The 22,030-nt window shown below is 36.5% G+C and carries 25 protein-coding genes; 8 read left to right on the top strand and 17 right to left on the bottom strand.

From position 1 onward, the window contains the following. Positions 1–3 precede the first annotated feature (3 nt). The 4 genes from J7E66_RS16110 to J7E66_RS16095 form a co-directional block, all read right to left on the bottom strand. A complete protein-coding gene (locus J7E66_RS16110; protein ID WP_215001682.1) occupies positions 4–1,515 on the bottom strand; it encodes an MDR family MFS transporter in 1,512 nt (503 codons plus the stop codon). 55 nt (positions 1,516–1,570) lie between these two features. After that, the gene (cbpB, locus tag J7E66_RS16105) at positions 1,571–2,014 is read right to left on the bottom strand and encodes a cyclic-di-AMP-binding protein CbpB (RefSeq protein WP_088086226.1); all 444 of its coding nucleotides are present in this window, start codon (positions 2,012–2,014) and stop codon (positions 1,571–1,573) included. A 227-nt stretch (positions 2,015–2,241) separates the two neighbouring features. Continuing rightward, a complete protein-coding gene (locus J7E66_RS16100) occupies positions 2,242–2,478 on the bottom strand; it encodes a YkuJ family protein (RefSeq protein ID WP_066252435.1) in 237 nt (78 codons plus the stop codon). 229 nt (positions 2,479–2,707) lie between these two features. Next, positions 2,708–3,919 (bottom strand): EAL domain-containing protein, encoded by a 1,212-nt coding sequence (locus J7E66_RS16095; RefSeq protein ID WP_215001680.1) that lies wholly within the window; start codon positions 3,917–3,919, stop codon positions 2,708–2,710. 139 nt (positions 3,920–4,058) lie between these two features. Between J7E66_RS16095 and J7E66_RS16090 the strand changes: the two genes are divergently transcribed. From J7E66_RS16090 to J7E66_RS16070, 5 genes are all read left to right on the top strand, one after another. Beyond that, positions 4,059–4,904 (top strand): C39 family peptidase, encoded by an 846-nt coding sequence (locus tag J7E66_RS16090; RefSeq protein ID WP_251032951.1) that lies wholly within the window; start codon positions 4,059–4,061, stop codon positions 4,902–4,904. Positions 4,905–5,068: 164 nt separating this feature from the next. Then, complete coding sequence (locus tag J7E66_RS16085; protein WP_215001678.1) at positions 5,069–5,941, top strand: metallophosphoesterase; 873 nt, start codon at positions 5,069–5,071, stop codon at positions 5,939–5,941. Positions 5,942–6,164: 223 nt separating this feature from the next. Next, positions 6,165–6,641: a YkyB family protein gene (locus J7E66_RS16080; RefSeq protein WP_215001676.1), complete on the top strand. Its 477-nt coding sequence runs from the start codon at positions 6,165–6,167 to the stop codon at positions 6,639–6,641. Between the two features lie 192 nt (positions 6,642–6,833). Then, a complete protein-coding gene (locus J7E66_RS16075; protein ID WP_215001674.1) occupies positions 6,834–7,034 on the top strand; it encodes a hypothetical protein in 201 nt (66 codons plus the stop codon). A 157-nt stretch (positions 7,035–7,191) separates the two neighbouring features. Next, positions 7,192–8,346 carry an aminotransferase A gene (locus tag J7E66_RS16070; protein WP_215001672.1) on the top strand — a complete coding sequence of 385 codons (1,155 nt, stop codon included), beginning with the start codon at positions 7,192–7,194 and terminating at the stop codon, positions 8,344–8,346. Between the two features lie 46 nt (positions 8,347–8,392). Here the strand turns inward: J7E66_RS16070 and J7E66_RS16065 are convergent, their stop codons facing one another. The 9 genes from J7E66_RS16065 to J7E66_RS16025 form a co-directional block, all read right to left on the bottom strand. Next, a complete protein-coding gene (locus tag J7E66_RS16065; protein WP_168242639.1) occupies positions 8,393–8,572 on the bottom strand; it encodes a hypothetical protein in 180 nt (59 codons plus the stop codon). Positions 8,573–8,639: 67 nt separating this feature from the next. Next, entirely contained in the window at positions 8,640–9,518 is an 879-nt protein-coding gene (locus J7E66_RS16060) for an NAD(P)-dependent oxidoreductase (protein ID WP_215001670.1), read from the bottom strand. Positions 9,519–9,693: 175 nt separating this feature from the next. Further along, positions 9,694–10,167: a hypothetical protein gene (locus J7E66_RS16055; protein ID WP_215001668.1), complete on the bottom strand. Its 474-nt coding sequence runs from the start codon at positions 10,165–10,167 to the stop codon at positions 9,694–9,696. Between the two features lie 81 nt (positions 10,168–10,248). Then, positions 10,249–11,034, bottom strand: coding sequence for an SDR family oxidoreductase (locus tag J7E66_RS16050; RefSeq protein ID WP_215001667.1), 786 nt, complete (start codon positions 11,032–11,034; stop codon positions 10,249–10,251). A gap of 125 nt (positions 11,035–11,159) precedes the next feature. Then, on the bottom strand, positions 11,160–11,795 hold the full coding sequence (locus J7E66_RS16045; RefSeq protein ID WP_215001665.1) for an FMN-dependent NADH-azoreductase: 636 nt from the start codon (positions 11,793–11,795) through the stop codon (positions 11,160–11,162). A 106-nt stretch (positions 11,796–11,901) separates the two neighbouring features. Beyond that, complete coding sequence (locus tag J7E66_RS16040) at positions 11,902–12,048, bottom strand: hypothetical protein (protein ID WP_215001663.1); 147 nt, start codon at positions 12,046–12,048, stop codon at positions 11,902–11,904. 229 nt (positions 12,049–12,277) lie between these two features. Continuing rightward, positions 12,278–13,990, bottom strand: coding sequence for a phosphoenolpyruvate--protein phosphotransferase (gene ptsP, locus J7E66_RS16035; protein ID WP_215001661.1), 1,713 nt, complete (start codon positions 13,988–13,990; stop codon positions 12,278–12,280). Then, the gene (locus tag J7E66_RS16030; protein ID WP_215001659.1) at positions 13,990–14,256 is read right to left on the bottom strand and encodes a phosphocarrier protein HPr; all 267 of its coding nucleotides are present in this window, start codon (positions 14,254–14,256) and stop codon (positions 13,990–13,992) included. The genes ptsP and J7E66_RS16030 overlap by 1 nt, the downstream gene beginning before the upstream one ends. Positions 14,257–14,639: 383 nt before the next feature. Then, positions 14,640–14,834, bottom strand: coding sequence for a hypothetical protein (locus J7E66_RS16025; RefSeq protein WP_214714687.1), 195 nt, complete (start codon positions 14,832–14,834; stop codon positions 14,640–14,642). A gap of 248 nt (positions 14,835–15,082) precedes the next feature. Between J7E66_RS16025 and J7E66_RS16020 the strand changes: the two genes are divergently transcribed. Continuing rightward, complete coding sequence (locus J7E66_RS16020; RefSeq protein WP_066252404.1) at positions 15,083–15,271, top strand: YkvS family protein; 189 nt, start codon at positions 15,083–15,085, stop codon at positions 15,269–15,271. A 55-nt stretch (positions 15,272–15,326) separates the two neighbouring features. On the opposite strand, the gene J7E66_RS31805 is transcribed toward J7E66_RS16020, so the two are convergent. Then, positions 15,327–15,446, bottom strand: coding sequence for a DUF6254 family protein (locus tag J7E66_RS31805; protein ID WP_251032950.1), 120 nt, complete (start codon positions 15,444–15,446; stop codon positions 15,327–15,329). A 144-nt stretch (positions 15,447–15,590) separates the two neighbouring features. Here J7E66_RS31805 and J7E66_RS16015 point away from each other — a divergent pair, with 144 nt between their 5' ends. Beyond that, a complete protein-coding gene (locus J7E66_RS16015) occupies positions 15,591–16,202 on the top strand; it encodes a CPBP family intramembrane glutamic endopeptidase (RefSeq protein ID WP_215001657.1) in 612 nt (203 codons plus the stop codon). Between the two features lie 32 nt (positions 16,203–16,234). On the opposite strand, the gene J7E66_RS16010 is transcribed toward J7E66_RS16015, so the two are convergent. Beyond that, positions 16,235–17,284 (bottom strand): YkvI family membrane protein, encoded by a 1,050-nt coding sequence (locus J7E66_RS16010; protein WP_215001655.1) that lies wholly within the window; start codon positions 17,282–17,284, stop codon positions 16,235–16,237. A gap of 192 nt (positions 17,285–17,476) precedes the next feature. Here J7E66_RS16010 and J7E66_RS16005 point away from each other — a divergent pair, with 192 nt between their 5' ends. Continuing rightward, positions 17,477–19,630 carry an ATP-dependent Clp protease ATP-binding subunit gene (locus J7E66_RS16005; RefSeq protein ID WP_215001653.1) on the top strand — a complete coding sequence of 718 codons (2,154 nt, stop codon included), beginning with the start codon at positions 17,477–17,479 and terminating at the stop codon, positions 19,628–19,630. 47 nt (positions 19,631–19,677) lie between these two features. Here the strand turns inward: J7E66_RS16005 and J7E66_RS16000 are convergent, their stop codons facing one another. Together J7E66_RS16000 and J7E66_RS15995 are read right to left on the bottom strand one after the other, a co-directional pair. Next, complete coding sequence (locus tag J7E66_RS16000) at positions 19,678–21,372, bottom strand: M3 family oligoendopeptidase (RefSeq protein WP_215001652.1); 1,695 nt, start codon at positions 21,370–21,372, stop codon at positions 19,678–19,680. Between the two features lie 103 nt (positions 21,373–21,475). Continuing rightward, on the bottom strand, positions 21,476–21,916 hold the full coding sequence (locus tag J7E66_RS15995) for a MarR family winged helix-turn-helix transcriptional regulator (protein ID WP_168242626.1): 441 nt from the start codon (positions 21,914–21,916) through the stop codon (positions 21,476–21,478). Positions 21,917–22,030: the final 114 nt, after the last annotated feature.

The raw sequence follows: 22,030 nt of genomic DNA, 5'->3' as shown, positions 1-22,030 counted from the left end.
AACTTACACAGAGCTATCGTTCTTTTTCGGTATAAAAAATATTAACAGTAAACTTATGATTGCCAAGGCGAAGACAACATAATAAACAGAGTGAAGAGAAATGGTTAACCCATTCTGCAAGAAAGTCCGGACTGATTCTGAGAGATTTTCTCGCTCAGCAGATTTTAAGAGTAGATTGACATCATCTACTGATAAGGAATGATCATTCTTGCTTAAATATTGACTCAACCTATTATTAAGGATTCCCCCCAGTAATGCCGCACCAATTGTATTTCCTAGATTTCTCATAAACATATTAGATGCAGTTGCGATGCCTCTCTGTTCCCAACCAACCGTACTTTGAATCGAGACAATAAAGGCAGTGGATGTTAAGCCCATCCCTAATCCAACGAAAAAAGAACCCACTGCTGCCCATAAAGGCCCTGAGGAGGCTGACATCGTCAAGAAGGCAATGCTGCCAATGATTAACGAAACACCACCGATAATAGAAGTTTTTCGATAACCCATCGTTATCAACAACCGTCCCGCAAGTGTGGATGCAATTGGCCACCCGATTGACATAGCTGTCAACGTAAAACCCGCAACAATGGGTGTTTGTTCCATAACACCTTGCACAAATGTAGGTAAAAAGCTCGAAATTCCAATTAACATGATTCCCGTAGAAAGCGAGGTAGTGTTGGCTATAAGAATAGAGCGTTCCTTCCAAATTGAAAATGGCATTACTGGCTCTCTAGCACGGGCTTCCTGAAATACAAACCCAAGTAATGTTACAGCGCTGAAAGCAAAAAAGCTTAGCGACTGCCAAGATCCCCATGTAAAGCGGCTCCCACCTTCTACAAGGATAAACATTAACGAAGAAATTGTCATTGTTAACAAAATAGCACCAAGATAATCTATTTCATGTTTTTTCCTTTGGACATTTTCATGTAAGAACAGCCATAGGCCTACTAAGGACAGAATCCCAAGCGGAATGTTTATCCAGAATACATAATGCCAACTTACATATTGGACAAGTAAGCCTCCAACAGCAGGTCCTGAAATCGCCGAAACACCCCATACACTAGCTAGGTATCCCTGAATTTTAGCCCGTTCTTCTGCAGTATAGATATCGCCAATTATTGTTGTCGCAATCGATGTGACAGCACCTGCTCCAAACCCTTGAATCAAACGAAAAATAATCAACATTTTCATTGATGTGGCGAATCCACAAAGAATGGATCCTAATAAAAAAATTAATATTCCAATCGTAAGAATTGGTTTTCGACCAAATAAGTCGGATAATTTACCATAAATAAGAACGGTTACAGAATTCATTAACAAGTACGCAGAAAATACCCAACTATATAGTGTAAACCCACCTAAATCAGCGACAATTGCGGGCATTGCGGTAGAAACAATCGTTGCTTCAATCGCCCCCATAAACATCGCTAACATTACGGCGGCTAGAACTAGTGGCTTTTTCGTTTGCCTGCTGTTGGACTTTCCTTTAGATATCTTCTCAGTAGAAGAACTCATATTCACACCTCAAACTTAAAAAAAATCAAGCCCCCTGCTTGGGGGCCTAAATACATCATTTTTCATTTTTTTTTATTATTTTATTTAATTGATTTAATAACGTACTTCTTGGCAAAATTCCTTCAAAATATCCATCTTCAGTCTCAACACAAAGAAATGGTTGGTTAACAAGTAATTCAAGACATTTTTTTAAGGATGCAGTAATTTTAACTCGTGGAATAGAGCCTTTCATGACCTCTTCCACTCGTTTTTTCTCAAGTTGTTCAAATTCAATTCTTTCTAGTCCAAGGATAGAATCCATAATAATCGGGGTGCTAATTAACCCATGAAGCTTGTAATGAGGGTCTAAGACCGGTATAGCCGTATACCCGCTTTTTGTTAAAACTAATAAGGCATGTTCTAGATTATTACCTATTTGAACATGCGCTACCCGTTCGGAAGGGATCATTAATTCTTTTATTGTTAATTTTAAAAATTCACCGTTGGGAAGACTGATCATCGCCGAAAACTCCTCAAAAATTTGTTTTTCTACAGTTACATTCTACCATAGTATTCGGGAGTCTGTGCTAATTTTGGTAATGTATAATTAGAAACCTAAAATACAACCTCCGCAGTCGTTGACATAAAGAAAACTCGCCAACTGGGCGAGCCGTTAGGCGAAGACAGCGGCGTAGTTGCACTTATACTTTCTTATTAGCCGAAAAATAAAGGAACCCTAAAGGTTCCTTATTGAATCAAATCAAAAATTTCAATTGTAATCATATCAACATTATCAAATTGATATCTTTTTGGTTTTTCCTTCTCATTATATACTTCTAATTCAAATGTCTCCGTTTTCGGATGAAATGTTACTTGACACTTTCTATCACCGTTTACCTCGAAATAGCGTTGTGCTGGCTCACCACTATTAGCTTGTTCCTGAAGATTTTTTAATCTTGTTAATATACCTTGAAGCTGTGACATATGCTCCGTCTCCTTTCAAACCCAAACAAACATCTACAATTATGTTTCTCATTTGGCATTTTTCTATCCGATTGGATTACTTTCATAATTTTCCAACCGCATAATTAATATGCCAATATTAAAAGAATAAAATAACGTTGTCCATTTGTCCAAGTAAAAATAAAAAAATAAGGAATTTTTTAATACACTTCCCTAAAAAGAAGCTAAAAGATAGCAAATTCAGTGCATTTTAAAGTAATTGGTCATGTTGGAATAAATATTGATAGGATATATCGATAAACAAATAATCTTCCCCATTCATTGGGAATGAAAAAGTACGAATTGTTTCCCCAGTATCAATATCACAATATAAATCAGATAAGATTCCTTTTCGTTCATTTCTCATTTTGATAATATTTTCTAAAAAGTAAGGACGCCAGCTCCAATTTTTTTGAATGTACTCGGATTGAGTGATCCAGCCCTCTTTTTCTTTAAAGATATTAGCAGATTTCTGGAAGCCATCTTCATCACAAACATACATTCTAAAGGCAATCTGATCCAATTCTTTTATTAGTACTTGGAAAAGGTTTTGATATGTTGCATTTCTGTTCTTAATCACAATTTCTTGGACTTTGGCTTGAAAAAATTCTGCAGTGGTATAAACTGCTTCTAATTTCTTTTTTTCATATGAGATAAAGTCATGAAACTTCTCTTTTAAGCGATCCTTTAGGAAATCACGTTGAATGAACTCTGCTGCTGGCGGGTGTAAATAATAACCTTGATAATAACGACCGCCATTTTTCCATGCAAACTGCAGTTGGTAGCTCATCTCAATATTTTCAAACAAGAGTGTGGCACCAATTTTTCGTGCCAAAAGAGACAATGTAAACAAGACATCGTGATAATTTATACCAGTTGACGTCGATTTTAAGGCTTGTAGGTTAATTTTCAGTATATCTGGTTCAAGTTGACCTATTCGTTCAAAATAGTTACTTTCACTGTCAATTCTTGCTATCGCTATTTTAATCCCATATGTTCGATAATATTGCAATAAGTGATCAAATTGGTCTAAATCCCCAGTATAATTTCGATCTGAAATTTCCAGAACAATTCGATTTAACATCAAGCCCTTTTTTTCAAACGCAAGTAGCTCTTGTAAAAAAGGTTCACCATGTCCATACATTAATAAATCAGCATTCCGATTCAGAAAAATACTTACATCCTCATCAAGCTTTAACGCTTTTTCAAGTGCCAACTTGACTAATAACAAGTCCACTTCAAACTTATATTCATCAGGAATTTGATCATCCTGAAAAAAGGCCCCTAAACTGATGATTTTCCCTTCTGATTCATATCTCCCCAATACCTCATAGGCAATTACGCGTTGTTCATCGGCACTAATAATCGGTTGAAAATAGGGAAATACATTTTCAAGATCCGATAGTATTTCCAATGCATCCATCCAAGTACCTCCAAAATTTTTTTCTCATTATACCATACGCAAAACGACGGATTCTCGTTCTTTTCCAAAAGGATACCATTATAGTCGCTTATAAACAATCATATCCTATACCTACGCTGTTCTATAAGGAGGATAAGTTTTGAAAAAACTTTGCTTATTAGCCTCGATCCTTCCCATGCTGGGATGCAGCCACTTTAATGCTGATACACATTCCAGGACAGAAAGTAAACAGCCTCTTTCCACGATATCCGTGAAAGAGAAAACTCAATCCAGATCATCTGTCGTTTTTGAAAATAACCGATATACAATAAAAGAACTTAATCAACAAGTGATTTATGGAAAAAATGAAGTCAATAAGAGTGATTCAGTTAGCACTACTCCCAAAAAGAATTCTGCTATGCTAAATGTGGTATTAATTAAGCAAAACCCTGAACTTAGATACGGCTGTGAAGTCACAAGCCTAGCAATGGTGCTAAATTTTGCAGGCGTTAAAACAAGTAAAATGGATCTATACCGGTCTATACGGAAGGATGTAGACCCGCTTATCAGATCTCCAAAGGGAGATATAGTACGTTGGGGAAACCCAGCAGATGGTTTTGTTGGGGATATGACAGGCAGAAGAGCAGGGTATGCAGTATTTGACCAACCGATGATTGCCCTAATCAACCAAAAGCTCCCTGGAAGAGCAATTAATTTAACAAATATGCCATTTGACAGGGTCTTAGAGCATGTTTCTGCAGGGTATCCAGTGGTTGTATGGACAACCGGGGATTACCGTCTTCCAGACCGTTGGGAGGGCTGGTATCACGGGAAACAATACATTAAAACACCACTTGATTTACATGCTGTCGTTTTAGTTGGTTATGACACGAAATATGTCTATTTAAACGATCCACTTTCTGGTAAAAAACAAGTAAGAGTAGGTAAACAACAATTTATTTCTTCTTGGAAAGCATTAAAAAGCCGTGCCGTAAGCTATAAGTAGGAAAAGCAGCCACATTGTTGGCTGCTTTTTATGCATGTTTTAATTTTTTTTGAATAAGAACATACCAAGGACCTTTTCACTTGCATTATCGAAAGTTTTTAAAGAAAATACAAAGGGACCCTTCTTTTTATAGAAGGTGAATAAAAGATAGGTTGGTTGAAAAAATGGCTAAAAATCAGACGAGGAGAACCTTTCTAAAACGAACACTGGGTTCATTTCTTACCGTTCTCGGATTAAGTTCGGGAGGTTATCTTTATGCTAATCGAATTGAACCCTCATTACTCGATATTCAAGAACTTCAAATCAAACATCCACTAATCCCTAACAGCTTTGATGGAATAAAAATGATTCAATTTAGTGATACCCACCTTGGTTTTCAATATAATCTTCATCAATTTAATCAATTAGTTAATAAAATTAATAGTCTTAAGCCAGACATTATTTTATTTACTGGAGATTTAATGGACGAGCCAAACCAATATACAGAAATTAATAAACTGATGCCTATTTTGAAGAAATTACAGGCTCCGCTTGGAAAATACTGCATTTTTGGTAATCATGATCATGGCGGCTATGGCTCTGATATTTACCGGAATATTATGGAAACGACTGATTTTTCCGTGCTTTTGAATGATTCAGCACCAATTAAATTAAGTGATGGAAGCATAATCTATCTGCTTGGGATTGATGATGTGATGCTAGGGAATCCTAATATATCTTTGACATTAAAAAATGTGCCTAAAAATTCGTTTAAAATATTATTATCCCATGCACCCGATCTTGCAGAAACAGCTTCATTGTATCCAGTCCAATGGCAGCTAAGTGGTCATAGCCATGGAGGACAGATTAAAATCCCATTTTTGGGGGCTCTTGTGACTCCTCCCTTTGGAAAAATATATCCAGAGGGTCTTTATTCAATCGGCGAGCATAATCCCCTCTCACTATATGTAAATAGAGGAATTGGAACAACACGTCTCCCTTTTCGCTTTATGTCAAAACCTGAATTAACTGTCTTTACTCTAAAATCAGAAAAGTAGAAAACGAAATAACCTTTCGAACATAATGATTATAAAGTTTCTATTTATTCTTTTTATAGTGTAGGATTAAGTTAACATCCTAAATTCTCTTTTATTCCTAAGATTAGAAGAATTTTTATAATTTTCTTATCATAATAGCCAAAAAGACGCACTGTTTTATTCCTATTTCTTAAAAAAAGGGGTATAATATAGATGTTTTATATAACTGAAGGGAGAACATATTTTGAATTATGATCAGAAAGGCCCCCTAATAAATCTAAATCTAACCATCGAAAACCTCGCTCAAGCTATCTTTATTGTGAATCGCCATGCAAAAACGGCTACAAATCCCAAATTATTGTACAAATTGAAACAAGAATCATTAAAAAAATTGATTGAAGAAGGCAAGGCAAAAAAAGTTGGTCTTCATTTTTCTGGAAATCCGCGTAATAGTCAGCAGCAGTCAGATGTGCTTGTTGAATGTGGAAGATACACATTTCATATTCCTCCAACTAAATCAGATTTTCTCGAACTACCTCATTTTGGGAAATTAGATGAACGGGTACGAAATCCAAAGGCAACACTCTCACTTAATTCAGCAAAAGCATTACTTCAACTATATACTGGAATCTCAGAACTAGATCAACCCCCAAGCAATCATAAAAAGAGCAAAACTTACCAAAAGCCTATTTTTAAAAAATTAGGAGAAAGATACTCCTAAAAAGAACTGAAAAAGCCAGCTCAAGCTGGGCTTTTTTTGATTTATAAATCTGGATTACTTTTGCTAATGCTTCGTGATGATTTTGTGAACAATATCACTATTATATAGACTGTTAATAAATGTGGATTTAAAATACAGTTATAAGTCAAATAGTCTTAAGTTGATTATAATTTCAAAAGAGGTGCTTGAGAAATGAAAGGAACAGCGATTCTTTTTCAGGAACAAAATGTTACATTTATTGAAGATGTTGATTATTCTATTTATGAAGAAATTAAAGAGCAATGTGGCTGCGAGAAATGTAATTGCAAGCTCGAAAATAAAGTAGTTAATTTTGGTTTTGTGTCACCAGTTTTTTGGCACGAGGACGAAGTTGACTGGGACTATGGTTATTAAAACACTTTAATTTGAATTAAAACTCCCCTTCCCCAAAAAACGATTTGAGAAAAACTCAGATCGTTTTTTATTTCTACATGGTGGTAACTTTAGCTAAAAATAGTCTATAATCATTATATTCATAACAGATTAAACCCAGTCGGAAGGATGGACAATATTGGAGCATTTAATTAATCAACGAGTAAAAGATATAGAAATCTCGGGAATTAGAAAGTTTTTTAATATGGTTGCGCATGTTGATGACCTGATTTCATTTACAATTGGACAACCTGATTTCCCGACCCCAGAACATGTAAAAAATGCAGCTATTGCAGCAATTGAACAAAACTTTACTTCCTATACACATAATGCAGGGACGATTGAATTAAGGGAAGCGGCGTGCAATTTTGTAGAAAAAAAATATGGCTTGCATTATAAGCCTGAATCAGAAGTGATTGTTACTGCAGGGGCAAGCGAGGCAATTGATATTGCTTTTCGGTCTATTTTAATAGAAGGTTCCGAGGTCATATTACCTGGTCCAATTTATCCAGGCTATGAACCAATTATTCGAATGATGGGGGCAACTCCAGTGCATGTCGATATTCGGCGAAACCAGTTTCGCTTTACATTAGAAATGATCAAACCATTTATTACCGAGAAAACTCGCTGCATTGTACTCCCATACCCTTCGAACCCGACTGGAGTCAGTCTCTCAGAGTCAGAGCTAAGAGAAATAGCAGAATATATTAAGAATAAAGATATCTTTATCCTTGCTGATGAAATATACAGCGAACTTACTTATGATCAGCCACATCAATCGATTGCTTCCTTTCTAAAAGAACAAACCATTGTAATAAATGGGTTATCCAAGTCCCACTCAATGACAGGATGGAGAATTGGCTTTTTATTTGCACCTGAAGGTATCACCAAACATATTTTAAAAGTCCATCAATATAATATATCTTGTGCCACTTCGATTGCGCAGAAGGCAGCTTTGGCGGCCGTTACAACAGGTATTGATGATGCGCTTGTGATGAAAAAGGAATATTTAAAAAGAAGGGATTATGTTTTCAAGCGATTATCTGCTATGGGACTTGATGCCGTCAAACCGGATGGAGCGTTTTATTTCTTTGTGAAAATTCCTGATACCATCGCATTAAGCAGCTTTGATTTTGCCCTTAAGCTTGTTCAAGAAACAAAAGTGGCCGTCGTACCAGGCAGTGCTTTTTCTGAATATGGAGAAGGCTATTTCCGGTTATCGTTTGCTTGTTCTATAGAATTATTAGAACTTGGCCTAAATCGGCTGGAACAATATTTACGAAATTGGAAATAAACGAATTTTACCCTCACATTTAATGTGAGGGTATTAATTTTAAAAATTATTGGCCTTTATATTTCCCATTGTTTTTTGGAGCCTTTTCTTTTTTAGCCTTTTCTTTATGTGCTTGATTTGCTGCAGCTGATCCGAATTCATTGGCGAATTCTTCGTTCGCTACTGCAGAATCAAACCCCTTTTTGTTTTTTTGTTTCGCGTCGTTCTTTTTTGTCCTTTTAGCCATTAACAATTCCTCCTAATTCAAGGTTTCTCTTATAGTTTCAAGAAGATAGGAGGAATTTATTCAACTATTAGTTCTTCCAATATTTATAAAGCGCATGTGTGCCGCTATTTTCTTCTCCCATTTCGGCTAATTGGTCGTATAAAGATTTAGCTAATGAGAGACCTGGTACTTCCATTCCCATTCGTTCAGCTTCATTTATCGCTATTTTCATATCCTTTATAAAATGCTTTATGTAAAAACCAGGTTCAAAATTTCCGGCTAACATTCTTGGTGCAAGATTGCTAAGAGACCAGCTTCCAGCAGCTCCAGTTGTAATACTTTTCAGGACATTTTCTGGATCTAGCCCAGCTTTTTCAGCATATATAATTGCTTCACAAACACCCATCATGTTTGAAGCAATTGCAATTTGATTGCACATTTTTGTATGCTGTCCAGCACCTGGTTTGCCTTGGTAGACCACGTTAGTTCCAAGCAACTCCAATATAGGACGAACCTCTTCAAACGCTTCACTTTCACCGCCAGCCATGATGGAGAGCTTAGCTTCCTTTGCACCTACATCTCCACCAGAAACAGGTGCATCAATCGCCTGAATTCCTTTCCTTTTAGCCTGTTCATAAATTTTAATGGCAAGTGACGGAGAAGAGGTTGTCATATCGATAAGATAGCTTCCAGATGTTCCATTTTGAATTAAGCCATTTTCGCCGAAATATATTTCCTCCACATCGGTTGGATAGCCGACCATAGTGAAAGTTATAGATGCTTTTTCAGCTACCTCTTTCGGCGTTGCGGCCCAGTCTGCGCCTTTATCCAATAGGTCTTGTGCTTTTTCCTTTGTCCTTGAATAAACAACTGCAGAGTAGCCCGCCTTTAATAAATGTCCTGCCATACTTTTTCCCATTACACCTGTGCCAATAAATCCAATTACCGTATTTTCTGGAGTAAGCAAAATAATCTTCCCTCTCTTTGGAATTTTCCTTATATATTTTAGCATTAAAATTTTGTTTGATAAAAAATTATGCATAAAAAAACCGGAACGTCCCAGTCGCTCCGGTCTTCGTGCTCCATCTCCAAAGTTATGCACAAATATATTTTGTCCTTTCAAACGAGAACATAATCACTTTTTATAACTCTGAAGAAAAATTTGTTAAATAGGCACGACCGAATACTTCTTGATTATTAAATACTTCAATCGAAACAGCATTATCCTTTTCAATCATGTTTTTAAGGTCAAGAATATGTAAATCTTCTCTTAGGGGCAACGGATCCATAAAAATATATTTCTCACCTTTTCCTTTTACTTCTAAATATTCACCGTTCAACACTTGATCTTCTCCGTACACTATTTCTCGTTTACCGATTGCAGAAGCTAATTTGTCATCGTGAATAGTAACTTTCACCTTATATAATTGTTGCCCTGCTAATATTTCATTGTTAATTCGAAAACGGAATTGAAGTTCATTATTTTTTGTTAACAAGGCGTCGGCATAGCGGTTTACAATTAATTCATTGGAAAAAAGCAAATTACAGCCGCTTAGCAGAGAAGAACTGCATACTATTAGGATCAATACAGTAATGAATCGAATATTTTTCAGCATCTATAACACTCCCTTAATATTTTTACCATAGCCAAAATACATGGGTAATAAACGTAAAGAAAGGTTAATATAGGAAAGTTATTATATCGCTTTGATCATCCCTCCATCTACTAAAAATGAACTGCCTGTCATATAGGAATTAGCATCAGATAATAGGAAAGCTGCAACATTTGCAAATTCCTCTGGTGTTCCGTATCTCTTTAATGGAATTCCTTCCTTTACTTGCAATGCGATAGCTTCCCGATCGACTCCAAGTTTATCTGCATTTACTTGATCTAAATGATTGACGCGGTCAGTTGCAATCCGGCCAGGAGCAATGGTATTAATAAGAATATTATATTGAGCCAGTTCTAAAGCAAGAGTTTTTGCTAGTCCAACTATTCCCGTCCGAAAGGTATTCGAGAGTATTAAGCCTGGAATTGGTTCTTTAATCGAAGTAGAGGCGGTGTTCAAAATTTTCCCGCCCTGCTCTTTTAAATAGGGCAAAGAAGCTCGGATCATTCGAACATATGATAATAAATTCAATTCAAAGGACTTCTGCCATTCCTCATCTGTTAACTCCTCAAACGCCCCTGCAGGAGGCCCTCCAGCATTATTAACTAGTATATCAATTCGTTGAAACGATTCTGCTGTTACTTTTACCAGCTGATTAATGTCGTTTACATTAGTTATATCAGTTTTTTGGTAGGCTACTTTTCCCATACCAAGAGATTCAAGCTGACTTGCTTTTTGTTTCAGCTTTTCCTCTTCCCGGCCAGAAATCATAACATTTGCTCCCTCTCTTACTAATCGTTCAGCTATTGCAAACCCTAAGCCCTGGCTGGAAGCAACCACCAAAGCTGTTTTACCAGTTAAATTCAACTCCATTGTTTACAATTCCTCCTTCATAAATATATTTTTAGTATACAGGATAAATTGAGGGAATACTTGGCAAAATTCATACAAAAAGAGACAGATTTAATCTGTCTCTTTACCTATACTTAAGTAAGTTTTTAGAATGTATGTGCAAAATCCCTTGCACGTGCAATCGCATTTTCTTTTATTTCTTCAGCCTTGTCAGGCATTGCATTATGTCCTTCCACAAACAACCCCTCCAGGGATGGAACTCCAAAGAAACTCATCATCACACTGATATATCGGTGTCCCATTTCCATCTGTGCTGCAGGCCCCTCTGAGTAAAATCCACCCCGAGCTTGAATATGCAATGCTTTTTTATCCGTTAAAAGACCTATGGGGCCCTGTTCCGTATATTTAAATGTTTTTCCCGCAACTGCTACAGAATCAAGATATGCCTTCATAATTGGCGGAAATGAGAAATTCCATAAAGGCGTGACAAACACATATTTATCCGCACTAACAAACTGCTCACTTAACTCGTTAAGCCGGCCAACCTTTTGCTTTTCTTCCGCTGTTAATTCATCAAAGCTTTGACCAGAACGAAGTTTCCCCCAGCCGCTAAACACATCTGCATCAATGTGAGGTATATGTTCTTTATACAAATCAAGATGAATTACCTCATCGTTGGAATTGATTTGTTTATAGCTATCAATAAATTCCTTACCTACCGCCATACTATAGGACTGTGTTTCATTGTGAGGATGTGCCGTGATATACAAAACACGTACCATTTAAGCTCCACCTTTCTTTTGAATAAAGTCAATAATATTATTAGTTAATATAAGAGAAAATAATCAAAAAGGATTTGCCCGAAGACAAATCCTTTTCATGCATCATTTATTCATTTGTATCAAGAGAGTAAGGATTGTGACCAATGTTAATTCTCATTTCATCAGTCAACTGGAATGGTTCATTAACCAATGCCTCATTGGTTGCCTGACCTAGTAGTGAACTTCCATCAAAATGTACAGGTTTTTGTTCCATACTTCCATTCACCTCCACCATTTCAAATTTACCATGTCCAATAAAATACTTGCCTATTCCTGTCCATCTATCATCCTAAAGTACTGGCCGAAAAATAGGTACTATGTATTACTTATTATTATACTCAAAAATCCATAATTAAAAAGACAATACTGTGAAAAATCAAAAAATAAATGAACGACAGAAAAAGACCGGCTAATCATCAGCCGGTCTTTTTTGAGTATTGTGTTTACTTTGTGGCGCCATTTACTGCTTCAATAACCTGAGCGGTTGTTTGCATATTTAAAACTTGTTGAGCAAGCTTCTCCATATCAGATTTTTTCAAATTCCTGATTTGTGAGCGAGCTTTTAAAATTGAAGTTGCACTCATAGAAAATTCATCAAGCCCAAGACCTAAAAGAACCGGAATAGCCGTTTCATCTCCTGCCATTTCCCCACACATACCTGTCCATTTTCCTTCTGCATGTGATGCATCAATAACCATTTTTACTAATCGTAAAATGGATGGGCTATAGGGCTGATATAGGTATGAAACACGTTGGTTCATGCGGTCTGCAGCCATCGTATATTGAATCAAATCATTTGTTCCAATACTAAAGAAGTCTACTTCTTTTGCAAATTGATCAGCTAAGATAGCAGTTGAAGGAATTTCGACCATTATTCCAAGTTCAATTTCATCGGAAACCTTTTGACCTTCAGCAAGAAGCTTTTGCTTTTCTTCTTCAAGAATCGTTTTTGCCGCACGGAATTCATCCAGAGTTGCAATCATCGGGAACATGATTTTTAAATTCCCATAGTTACTTGCCCGTAACAAGGCTCTAAGCTGGGTGCGGAATATATCCTGCTCTTCTAAACATAATCGAATGGCCCGGAAGCCTAAGAATGGATTCATTTCCTTTGGTAAATCCAAATATGGCAGTTCTTTATCCCCACCAATATCCAAGGTACGAACTACAACAGGTTTTCCTTTTAATCCTTCTAAAACGGCTTTATAGGACTCAAACTGTTCTTCCTCTGTTGGAAGCTGGTCTCTTCCCATATATAGGAACTCGGTCCTGTAAAGACCTACACCTTCCCCGCCATTTTCAATTACTCCCTTTAAATCCTTGGGAGTACCTATATTGGCGACCAATTCTACATGATGATCATCATTCGTTACCGTTGGTTCGTTAACAAGCTTGGCCCATTCAGCTTTTTGTACTTCATACTCATCATGAACTTTACGGTATTGTTCAACAAGTTCTGGAGTAGGATTTATATGTACTTCACCTTTTAAACCGTCAACAATAACTAGATCCCCATTATTGATTTCCTCAGTAGCCGTTTTTGTTCCAACTACTGCTGGAATTTCCATAGAGCGAGCCATAATTGCTGAATGTGACGTACGTCCACCAATATTTGTTGTAAATCCTAAGACAAATTGTCTGTTTAATTGTGCTGTATCAGAAGGTGTTAAGTCCTCTGCGACAATGATAACTTCCTCAGCAATCATGCTTGGATTAACCAGTTGAACACTTAATAAATGGGCTAATACACGTTTCGTTACATCACGAATATCTGCTGCACGTTCTTTCATATATTCATTATCCATTTGTTCAAACATCATAATGAACATATCTGCAGTTTCCTTTAAAGCAGACTCAGCATTCACTTTATCAGACTGAATTTTTTCTTCTATTGGTGTATTTAATTCAGGATCACTTAGGACAAGTAAATGTGCTTCAAAAATTGCTGCTTTATCCGCACCCAAGTCAACTTTGGCACGGTCACGAATTGCTTCGAGTTCTGCTTTAGATTTTTCCATTGCCTGTCGAAAACGGTCAACCTCTGCAGCAGCATCGTCAATTGTTTTTTGTTCAAAAGATAAATCTGGTTCAACAAGACGGTATGCCTTCGCAATTGCGATACCGTTTGATGCTGCGATCCCATGTAAAAAAGTCATTATTCAGCCAATCCTTCTTTTTTCAATGTTTCTTCAAGGCTATTTAAAGCATCGTTTGCATCGTTTCCTTCTGCAGAAATCGTAATATCTGCACCTTGGCCAACACCTAGAGACATAACACCCATAATTGATTTTAAATTAACTTTTTTACCTTTATGCTCTAAATGAATCTCAGAATCAAATCGGCTAGCCGTTTGTACTAATAAAGTTGCTGGTCTTGCATGTATCCCTGTTTCTGCGATTACCTTAAATTGCTTTTCTGACATGATCATCAAACTCCTTTAATATATATAAAAATATAAACTTGCTTCATTAAAAATAAACATTTCTCATCATTTAGTCAACTAAATCATTAATTGGCTAAAGAGTTAAATTCAAATCTTTTTCAATTATTTTTTCCAAAAGGAAAACAAATATGTAATGAATTTACACTCACATGATAATGTTTTTTGTTTATTCAATTGATAGAATAGCACTTTCCACTTTATCAAACAACTGTAAAATCAATTTTATATCATTTGTCACAATTCTGTCAAAAACATTCATAAACTATCACATTCCCCCATGAAAAAACAATAAAATCTGTCACCTTCGACAGCTTTTGATTATTTCAACATTTCTAATGGAGAGTTCCTGGTAATAATAGCGATTAGCTTCTTGGTTCTTTTAGATATTGATACAAAACATCGCCTCCCCTCTGACCAATTCCGCGGAAATGCTTAAAATCTTTTCTTTTTACAAGTACCTGACGAAATTCCATGAAATCATCATTTGTTACAAAATACTCTGAAAGTTCACCAGTCATTAGTCGATCCAAGATTTCAGTGATCATTTCTTCCTTCATTCTGTTGCACCACCTTTATCTGTTTATTTTAACGTATATGACTTTTATTAAGCCAATTTTCGAAACTTACGATAACTTTTGAAAGCGTTTCCGATTCTTTTATGGCCTTTTTTCGCATATTATTAAAATGTTTATAAAGAATTAACATAATTGTCAAATAAAAGCCTTTACGAAATGAATAAAGTAGTGCAAACTGTTATTTAACTGGATTTTATTATAGTTTTTTGGGGTAAAGGAGAGAGACTAAAATGAGAAAAGCAGAAGTAGGAAATATCATAGAATTCCGCGGTGGTCTAAAGGGGATCGTTGAAAAGGTAAATGAAAATTCTGTCATAGTCGACCTAACATTTATGGACAATTATCGTGATTTAGAATTGGATCAACGAACAGTTGTTAATCACAAAAACTATAAGGTTGTAAAAGAAAGCGCTTATTAATTAATAGAATTATAGAAAAGGCAGTCTAGCCATGGCTGCCTTTTTTTTTAAACCGCTATTCGCCTTTTCCTGCTTCCTTTGATAACTGCTTTAAACTTTTGACTTTCCCATGAGGATTTTGATCTTGTTTCCTAACTGTCCATTCTCGTTCTTGTTCACTCCTTGATTTGCTCATCCCTTTCACTCCCTTCCTTATTATTTTTTTCTTTTCTTGGTTTTCTAAACAATATAAATGGGGAAAGGGGTGATGTAATGATTTCCATTTGAAAAACTAATTTGATAAAATATATTTTATTGTTTCGAAAAGGAGATCGCGATAATGAAAAAATTCTTCCTAGACCCTCGCATACTTATTGGTTTTATTATTGCTCACGTTCTTTTATTTTTTTCATTTCATGATAGAGCGATCTTTTGGTATATATTTTCAGGATCAGTTCTGGTACTCATCGCATACTCAACCTTTCAAGAGGAGGTGGATGATGAAGTATCATTTATTCAATTTATCCTACTTGGATCAATATCCGGTTTCTTATTATATTTTGTTTTTCGGGCTGGTATACGGGGAATGGAGATACTTCAGCTGCCAATTGATACAAGCATTAAAAATCTCTATAACTGGTATGCCCCATCCTTATTTTGGCAGTACCTTGCACTTGTTTTAGTTGCGGCACCTGGCGAAGAACTTTTCTGGCGTGGATTTATCCAAAAAAGACTCTCGAAATACTTAAATCCGGTTGTAAGTATTTTGTCTGCATCAATTCTGTACGCTTCCGTCCATATTTATTCGGGCTCATTTTTATTAGTTCTCGCTGCCTTTATTTCTGGTTTTGTGTGGGGATATCTTTATTTTTTTAAAAAGAGTATGCCCTTGGTTATTGTTTCTCATATCATTTTTGACCTTTTGATTTTTATTATTTTGCCTTTTAAATAGAAAAGCAGAGTGTCTAGCAGACACTTGCTTTTCTATTTTCTTATACTTGGTGTAAATGGTTTCATCCATAGTAAAATAAAAAAAATCATGCAAATGTAACCAAACAATGGATACAAATAGGATAGCAACGTACCGTAATTCACAAGACTTATCAGGTAGGAAACAATAAAAATAAGCGTAACCGACACAATTGTTGGAATGGGCAAATATTGCTTCAATTGTCGGTCCAGTCCAAAGACATTTCCAATTACAGAAGTAAAAATCTCTCCATATATAACGAGTACAAAAATCCAATAAAAAAAAGGGGCTAAGTTTTTCATAATAATTGCCATTGGAATATTATATTGTTCTAAATTAGGAAGCATGATTAAAGTGAAATGACCAGCAATCAATATCACTGTTAAAGCAGCACCCCCAAGAATCCCTCCCCATTTGATTGTCCAATCATCCTTTACCTCTGTTGCAATCGGTACTAAAACGGCTTGTGCTAGCCCCAGATTCAATGCCACATATGAAAATGGTGCAATCACACTTTTCCAGCCATCGTCAGAATGGGGAATAAATAATAATTGATTGAGGAAGTTGGGCATTTGAATGGAATAGAACATTAAAATTATGCTGAATGTGATCATTACCGGAACAACAAACGTGTTGACAGCAAAAAGACCTTTTGTACCAACTAGCATGACTAAAAAGGATAAAAAAATTGTCAGGAAAACACCGACTGCTTTGGGCAGATTTAACTGTTCCTCAAAAATAGCCCCAGCCCCTGAAAGCATCACAGCACTAACACCAAGAAGCATAAATAGCATAAAGACGTTAATGACACGACCAGGCCATTTGCCAAACAAGTACTCATTAAACTCTTGATAAGATTTTGCATCTATAAGTGCAGCCATTCTCATTAATTTTGAACCCAATGAAATAAAGAGATATCCGCTCATCAAAATACTTATTAAGCCAAAGAAACCAAACCGCGAAAAAAATTCAACGATTTCTTTTCCCGTGGCGAATCCAGCGCCTACTACAGTGCCTACATAGACCGCCGCAATCTGAAATGCTTGAGTCCAATCCCTTTTCACATCATCTCCTCCTTATAATCAATATATGATGATAAGGACAAACAAAGACGAGCTTTTTTCCTGAAATAGCAAGCATTACCAAAAACAAATTTCTTGAAAGTCAAAAAAGGTCAGAGTATACTATCGTCATAAGGTCAAATATAGTCAAAGTCAAAGTGAAAATATGAATCTTTACAAGGAGGTAATTTGCTTATGCTTTGTCAACAATGTAAAGAAAACCATGCGAACATTCAATTAAATATGATTATTAACGGACAACGTAAGGAAATCAAACTCTGTCACGAATGTTATACAAAAGAAAAGCAAACTTTAGGTGCAAGTTTTGGTCCAAAGATGAATTCTTATCCAAGCTTCCCATTTGAAAATCTGTTCATGAATAACGCTTCTCATGATAAGGATGATAACATTCAACCTACACAACAAACAGGAAGAAAAACCGGAAAAGGTGGCTTTATTGATCAATTCGGACGTAATTTAACCCAAATGGCAAAAGCGGGGTTGATAGATCCTGTCATCGGCCGCGATGGAGAAGTAAAGCGTGTCATTGAAATACTAAACAGACGAAATAAGAATAATCCGGTATTAATTGGTGAACCAGGGGTCGGGAAGACTGCAATTGCTGAAGATCTTGCCCAGAAAATTGCTGAAGGAGATGTCCCAGGTAAGTTACGGGGTAAAGAGGTATATTTGCTTGACGTCGCTTCCCTTGTTGCCAATACAGGAATCCGTGGCCAATTTGAGGAAAGAATGAAGCAAGTCATTTCCGAATTACAGGAGCGGAAAAATATAATCCTTTTCATCGATGAGATTCATCTGCTAGTAGGTGCTGGCTCTGCTGAAGGCTCTATGGATGCCGGCAACATTTTAAAGCCTGCCCTTGCACGTGGAGAACTTCAGGTGGTTGGTGCAACCACCTTAAAAGAATATCGCCAAATCGAAAAAGATTCTGCTCTGGAACGGCGCTTCCAACCAGTTCATGTACTTGAACCGACTGCAGAAGCTGCGATTGATATATTAAAAGGGATACAAAAGAAGTATGAGGATTATCATGAAGTCGTCTATTCTGATGAAGCAATCCTTGCATGTGTTCAATTGTCTCAGCGCTATATTCAAGACCGCTTTTTACCTGACAAAGCCATCGATTTGCTTGATGAAGCTGGTTCGAAATTAAACCTAGTTTCGGATTATAAGAGCAATGAACAAATTGAAATACGTCTAAAAGAGATTGCTGCTGAGAAGGAAGAAGCACTTAAAAATGAGCAGTATGAAAGGGCAGCATCCCTTCGCGATGAAGAAACAAACCTTGAAAAGTCTTTACATTTCATATCAAGCTCTGAAAGACCCATCGTTGATGTAGGGCTTATACAAGAAATCATCGAACAAAAAACAGGGATACCTGTTGGAAAGCTGCAACAAGATGAGCAGCTAAAAATGAAGGCATTAGAAGAAAATCTTAACCAAAGGGTTATTGGCCAGGAAAAGGCTGTAAATAAAGTTTCTAAAGCGATTAGACGTAGTCGGGCCGGCTTAAAATCAAAGCATCGCCCAATTGGTTCCTTTTTATTTGTTGGACCAACCGGCGTGGGAAAAACAGAGTTAACCAAAACGCTTGCTGAGGAATTATTTGGTTCTAAGGATTCGATGATCCGTCTTGATATGAGCGAATACATGGAAAAACACAGCGTCTCCAAATTAATCGGCTCACCTCCTGGCTATGTAGGTCATGAAGAGGCAGGACAGCTAACCGAAAAAGTGAGGAGAAATCCATATAGCATTATTTTATTAGATGAAATTGAAAAAGCACATCCAGATGTCCAGCATCTGTTCCTGCAAATTCTTGAAGATGGCCGACTCACAGACAGTCAAGGAAGAATTGTCAGCTTTAAGGATACTGTTATCATTATGACAAGCAATGCTGGTGTGGGCCACAGGACAGTTCATGTTGGATTTGGTACAACAGCGGCGATCGAAGAAGCAAGTATACTTGACTCGTTAGGCGGCTTCTTTAAGCCAGAATTCTTGAATCGTTTCGATAGTATTATTGAATTCAATTCACTCGGTAAAGAGCATATCCTCTATATTGTCGATTTAATGATTAGTGAATTACAAGAAACACTTACTGAGCAAAAGATTGAATTAACCATTACAACTGAAGCAAAAGAAAAACTAGCTATGCTTGGGTACCACCCCGCATTTGGGGCACGCCCGCTCCGCCGCGTAATCCAAGAAGAACTTGAAGATAAAATTGCTGATTTTATCTTAGAGGAACCAGATACTAAAAAATTATCTGCCGTTGTTGAAGAAAATCAGCTCAAAGTAGTTTCTAAAGTAACTTCTCTTAAATAGGTCAAAAGCGAAGCCATTTCTTGAACGGCTTCGCTTTTTTCATTTAACTATAGATTTTTATCATCCACAGATTTTAACCAATCATCAATTACACCCACAACTGACTCTACACAACCAACTTCAAAAGGAGAGATTAGATTTGCTGCCTCGACTAACTTTGTGAATGACATACTCCCGCCTAACTTACAAAGCTTCACATAATCTGCCCAAGCTTCATCTTGATTCTCTCTTGAACGCTTCCAGAATTGGAAAGCACAAATTTGGGCGAGCGTATAATCAATATAGTAAAATGGCGAATTATAGATATGCCCTTGGCGCTGCCAGAAGCCGCCATTCTCTAGGTATTCATTTCCGTCATAATCTTTATGCGGCAAATATTTTTTCTCAATCTCACGCCACTGGAACTTACGCTCTTTTGGAGTAGCTTCTGGGTTTTCATAGACCCAATGTTGAAATTCATCAACCGAAACCCCATATGGCAAGAATAATAGGGCATCACTTAAATGAGAAAACTTGTATTTATCAGTGTCTTCCTTAAAGAACAAGTCCATCCATGGCCATGTGAAAAATTCCATACTCATCGAATGAATTTCACAGGCTTCATAGGTTGGCCATGCATATTCGGGAATCTCAAAATGACGGCTTGAATATACTTGGAAAGCATGACCTGCCTCATGTGTCAGGACATCAATATCCCCGGACGTTCCGTTGAAATTAGAAAAAATGAAAGGTGCTTTATAATTCTCTATAAACGTACAGTAGCCTCCGCCGGCCTTACCCTTCTTGGCAACAAGATCCATCAAATGATTATCTTGCATATAGCGAAAAAATGCCCCCGTATCTTCTGAAAGATCTTCATACATTTTTTGTCCATTTTCTATGATCCATTCCGGAGTACCTTTTGGAGTGGCATTACCAGTTTGAAAATTAAAGCTTTCATCATAGTACTTTAATTTATCCAGTCCGATTCTTTCTTGTTGACGTACTTTTAATTTTGTCGCAATCGGAACAATGAAATCCTGTACTTGACTACGGAAATTGGCGACCATCTCAGCATTATAATCTGTTCTCATCATTCTGTAATAACCAAGTTCAACAAAGTTATTAAATCCAAGTGATTCGGCAATTTCTGTCCTTACTTTCACCAGATCATCATAAATTCGATCAAACTCAGCTTCATGTTCAACCATAAAACCAAATTTCGCTTCATTGGCTCGTTTTCTCATTTTTCTGTCAGTCGACTGCGCGAATGGTTCTAATTGTGCTAATGTTCTCTCTTCCCCTTCGAATTCTATCTTTGCCGAGGCCATTAGCTTCGTATATTCCGTTGATAGGCGATTTTCCTTCTGAAGTAAGGGCACAATTTCAGGTTTAAATGTTTTAAGTTGTCCTTCAGCCAGGGCAAATAGCTGCTTTCCCCATTTCTCTTCTAATTCAGGACGGAACTTAGAATTTACAAGCACTTGATAATACTTAGTTACTAACCCTTCAACTTCAGGCTGGATTTCATCCATAAAATCTTGTTCATCCTTATAAAACTCATCATTTGTATCAATAGAATGACGAATATAACAAAGGTTGAACATCGTACCTAGATCATTTCTTAGTTTATTAATCTCATTCATGACCCTGCTTTGCTCTTCAACTGATTCTGCATTTTTTAGGCTCTCAAGTGCCAAATGAAATTTTTCTGTTACCTCATTTAAATCCGGACGTATGTATGTATAGTTCTCAAACCCCATTGAACCATCCCCTTTTTATACTTTGCTATTATTCCAATCTATTTTATTATATACTATCGACTAACATTCCTAACAACAAAAAAAATACGACCCAATGGCCGTATTAGAACTTACCAGCAGGCAACCCTAGTTTTTTCAACAGGTCAATTGCTTCCAGTTTTTCAGTTTCAGTCAGTGATGACATGAGTTTATCAATTTGCTCAGCATGTTCAGGAAAAATATCCTGAATAAACTTTTTCCCATCTTCAGTTATTTGTGCAAATGTGACTCGACGGTCCTTCGGACAGGCAATTCTTTTTAACATCCCTTTTTGTTCGAGCTTGTCGACCACGTAAGTAATGCTTCCACTTGCAAGTAATATTTTCCCGCCTATTTGCTGCATTGGCTGGTCACCTTTATGGTAAAGGAGCTCCAAAACTGCAAATTCAGTAGGATTTAACCCACTGGCCTGGATCACTTTATTTACATGCTCGTTAATTGCTTTATACGCTCTTGAAAGGACTATAAAAAGCTTTAATGAATTAGCAGTTGAATTATTTTCCATAAAAAACTCATCCTTTTAGGTTTATAAATTAGACTTACTTTGAGGTATCAATACGAATAAAATATCTTGATTTCAAGATTATTATAAAAAAATTTTTAAGAAATGTCAATTCAC

Source organism: Bacillus sp. ISL-7, assembly GCF_018613065.1.
The sequence above is the reverse complement of the archived record's forward strand: the minus strand, read 5'-3'. Positions and strand labels throughout refer to the sequence as shown.